Below are 3,519 nucleotides of genomic sequence, written 5' to 3'. Positions count from 1 at the left end.
AAATCGTGCCCTGCGCGGTCGGTCACATAAGTGATCAGCTGTGCGGTTTCACCTTCTTCGCGGCCAAGCTTTTTGTCCATAATGGAGCAAAGCAGCATCACCAGGTCAATATTTTTCCATTCGTTATGGCCGCCGATATTGTAAGTTTCTCCATTTACGCCATCGTGGAAAATCACGTCGATTGCTCTGGCGTGGTCTTCTACAAAAAGCCAGTCACGGATGTTTTCGCCTTTTCCATAAACAGGAAGCGGCTTTTTCTGGATAATATTATGGATCATCAACGGGATCAGCTTCTCAGGGAAGTGGTTTGGTCCGTAGTTGTTGGAGCAATTTGATATCACAACAGGCAATTTATAGGTGTTGTGATATGCTCTTACGAAATGGTCCGAAGATGCTTTTGAAGCAGAATAAGGTGACCGTGGGTCGTATTTGGTAGTTTCCAAAAAGAATGTACCCGGATCGTGCAGTTCTCCGTAAACTTCATCTGTTGATACATGGTAAAAAAGGTGGTTTTGAAGATCTTCTTTCCACGCATTTTTAGCCGAGTTCAGCAGGTTTACAGTTCCGACTACATTCGTCATCACAAACGACATCGGATCTGAAATGGAACGGTCAACGTGGCTTTCTGCTGCCAGGTGGACAACACCGTGAAAATCGTGTTCAGCAAAAAGTTTATCTATGAACGCTGCGTCAACAATGTCACCTTTTACAAATGTATAGTTTGGTGCATTTTCAATGTCGCGCAGGTTTTCAAGGTTACCCGCGTAGGTGAGTGCATCCAGGTTGAAAATATGATAGTCGGGATGTGAAGTAACGAAGCGGCGAACTACGTGTGAGCCAATAAAGCCGGCACCGCCTGTAATCAGGATTTTTTTCATCTATTGAGCAGTTATTTTTAATTGCCAGTTCCATGCATCTCGCAAAGCGTCTGCAATGGATTTTTCGGCAGTCCATTTCATTATATTATTGACTTTGTCGGACTGCGCGTAAATTTTCTCCACATCCCCCTCGCGGCGCGGCCCGATTGTATAGTTTAGTTTTACCCCGTTTACTTCTTCAAATGTATTGATCAGCTGTAAAACAGTGTAGCCTTCTCCAGTACCTACATTGAATACATCATAGTAGTTGGCTTCCGTTTCTGATTGCAGCAATTCCAGTGCCTTTACGTGCGCTTTGGCCAGATCAACCACGTGGATAAAGTCACGAATGCAAGTCCCGTCCGGCGTATCATAGTCGCTTCCAAAAACAGTCAGTGATTTGCGCAGACCGGCCGCTGTTTGCGTGATAAAAGGTACAAGGTTGCTCGGCACGCCATTAGGCAGCTCGCCGATCAGCGACGATTCGTGTGCGCCAATTGGATTGAAATATCTGAGCGAAATGGCTTTAATGCCCGGCTTGGAATGGGTATGATCACGGATGATATCCTCGCCGATTGCTTTGGTATTTCCGTAGGGTGAGGTAGCTGGCTTTCTTGGTGTATTTTCCGTTACCGGAATCGCGTCGGGCTGACCGTAAACGGTGCAGGAAGAAGAAAAAACAAAATTGGGGACATTGAACTCCTGCATAGTACGTAAAAGGACCAGCAGGGAGATAATGTTGTTTTCGTAGTAGTTCAAAGGTTTTTCAACCGATTCACCAACTGCCTTGTAAGCTGCAAAATGGATTACTCCGTCAAACTGCTCTTTTGCAAAAAGATCACGTACCTGGTCTGCATTGTTGCAGTCGATTTCGTAGAAAGGAAAATCCTTGCCTGTAATCTTTTTAATCCCCTCCAGAACACCTTTGTTAGAGTTATAAAGGTTGTCTACAATAACCGGTTCGAAACCTGCTCTATCCAACTCTACAACAGTGTGGGAACCTATAAAACCGGCTCCTCCGGTAACGAGAATTTTCATGCCCAAAATCTAATTTTAATGATTATCGCTGATGTAGCTGCTTGTAAAAAACGCCTTTAAGTATGCAATAAAACAGAATTCAGGCTATGATAACAACTTAAAGTGATTATCTGGGAGTGCATTTTTTTCCCGGGCAAAAGTAGAAAATTTGGCTTCTATAAAAAAAAAATGTTTTTATTTATCCGTTGGTTGTTAAATGCAGATTTGAGGAAAATGAACCAGAGAGAAATAAAGGCACTGATATCCTTGCTTGATGATGAAGATCATGAAGTGAGCCAGCATGTTGAGGGTAAAATCCTGTCATTGGGCGGAAGTGTAATCCCGTTTTTGGAAACAGAATGGGAGGAAAGCTTCAATCCGCACGTGCAGAGAAAAATAGAAGAACTGATCCACGAACTGCAGCTCAGCATTATGATAGAGCGGCTGCAAGCCTGGAAAAACGGGGGCGGCCTGGATTTGCTGGAAGGTATGTGGATTATCGCCACCTACCATTATCCAGACCTTTCCATTGAGAAGCTGAGAAGTACCATCGAACAGCTTTACTACGATATCTGGATCCAGTTCCAGGAAGAAATGAATGCGGTAGACCAGATCAAACGCATTAACAGCTTGTTTTTCGGCGTGATGAATTTTGCTGCGAATACCAAAAACTTCCATTCGCCTTCCAATTCAATGGTGAATGTAGTACTGGAAAGCCGCCGCGGGAACCCCATTACTCTATGTGTGATTTACCTGCTGATTGCCAGAAAGCTCGGTATGCCGGTGTACGGGGTTAATCTTCCGAACCTGTTCGTGCTGACGTACAAAAGCGACCAGACCCAGTTCTATATTAATGTCTTCAATCGCGGGATAATTTTCTCCAAAACAGATATTGATCATTATATCGCTCAGCTGAATATCAAATCAAAGGAGATCTTTTATCAGCCCTGCACCAACCTTGAAATTGTACAGCGCGTGTTGCGGAACCTGATCTTGTCGTATGAAAAAACAAGCGAGCAGGATAAAATGCAGGAGATCGAAAAGATATTGAAGTCGACACTCGACGAGCCGGAAGATAACTAGTCAGAGTGCGATCGCCAGGCAATGCCCGTCAAACCACCTGATGTGAATCCTGGACTTTACAACCTTTTCTTCGTCGGTCAGGTTTCCTTCTGTCAATACCTGTCCGACTGAGAATGGCTGAATGCGGATTGCTTCTTTGAAACTGATCTTTTTCTTCCCGTACATTTTATAAATCGCCTCTTTCGCGCACCAGTAAATGCTGAGGCGCGAAATGTCGTTTTCTGCGTGGTCAAATTCTGCGGGAGAGAGGTACTTGTTGGCAGTGCGCTGCAACTTTGCATCGCTTTTTTCCATATCAATGCCGACTGCGGCTAGCGGATTAATCGCTACTGCGACGAATTCAAATGTATGTGTAATGGAAATGTGGGAGTCGTTGTCGATCAGAAATGCTTTGCCGTGCTCGTCTTTGTGCAGACCTACATAAGCAATACCAAATTTTTCAGCAAGGTTTTTAATGAGCATGCGGCTGGCCAGCCATTCCCTGATTTTCTGAGGGTGTGAAATGCTGTTTAACTCTTCGATATTGAAGCGGGTACCCAGGTTTTCTCTTAGCTCTGATTCA

General features: G+C 44.4%; 4 protein-coding genes. 1 reads left to right on the top strand and 3 read right to left on the bottom strand.

The features are described from left to right. Nucleotides 1–878, bottom strand: an 878-nt coding sequence (gene rfbB / locus ACTIE6_RS20440) for a dTDP-glucose 4,6-dehydratase (RefSeq protein ID WP_439558396.1), incomplete at its 3' end; no start/stop codon positions are given. Further along, the gene (galE, locus tag ACTIE6_RS20435; protein WP_439558395.1) at nucleotides 879–1,895 is read right to left on the bottom strand and encodes a UDP-glucose 4-epimerase GalE; all 1,017 of its coding nucleotides are present in this window, start codon (nucleotides 1,893–1,895) and stop codon (nucleotides 879–881) included. Between the two features lie 213 nt (nucleotides 1,896–2,108). Here galE and ACTIE6_RS20430 point away from each other — a divergent pair, with 213 nt between their 5' ends. Beyond that, nucleotides 2,109–2,957, top strand: a complete 849-nt coding sequence (locus tag ACTIE6_RS20430; RefSeq protein WP_439558394.1) for a transglutaminase-like domain-containing protein — start codon at nucleotides 2,109–2,111, stop codon at nucleotides 2,955–2,957. On the opposite strand, the gene ACTIE6_RS20425 is transcribed toward ACTIE6_RS20430, so the two are convergent. Further along, a partial coding sequence (locus ACTIE6_RS20425; protein WP_439558393.1) for a 4'-phosphopantetheinyl transferase family protein occupies nucleotides 2,958–3,519 on the bottom strand: 562 nt, incomplete at its 5' end.

The organism is Dyadobacter sp. (assembly GCF_051859145.1).
Taxonomy (GTDB): Bacteria; Bacteroidota; Bacteroidia; order Cytophagales; family Spirosomataceae; genus Dyadobacter.
This window is presented reverse-complemented; position numbering and strand designations above follow the sequence as displayed.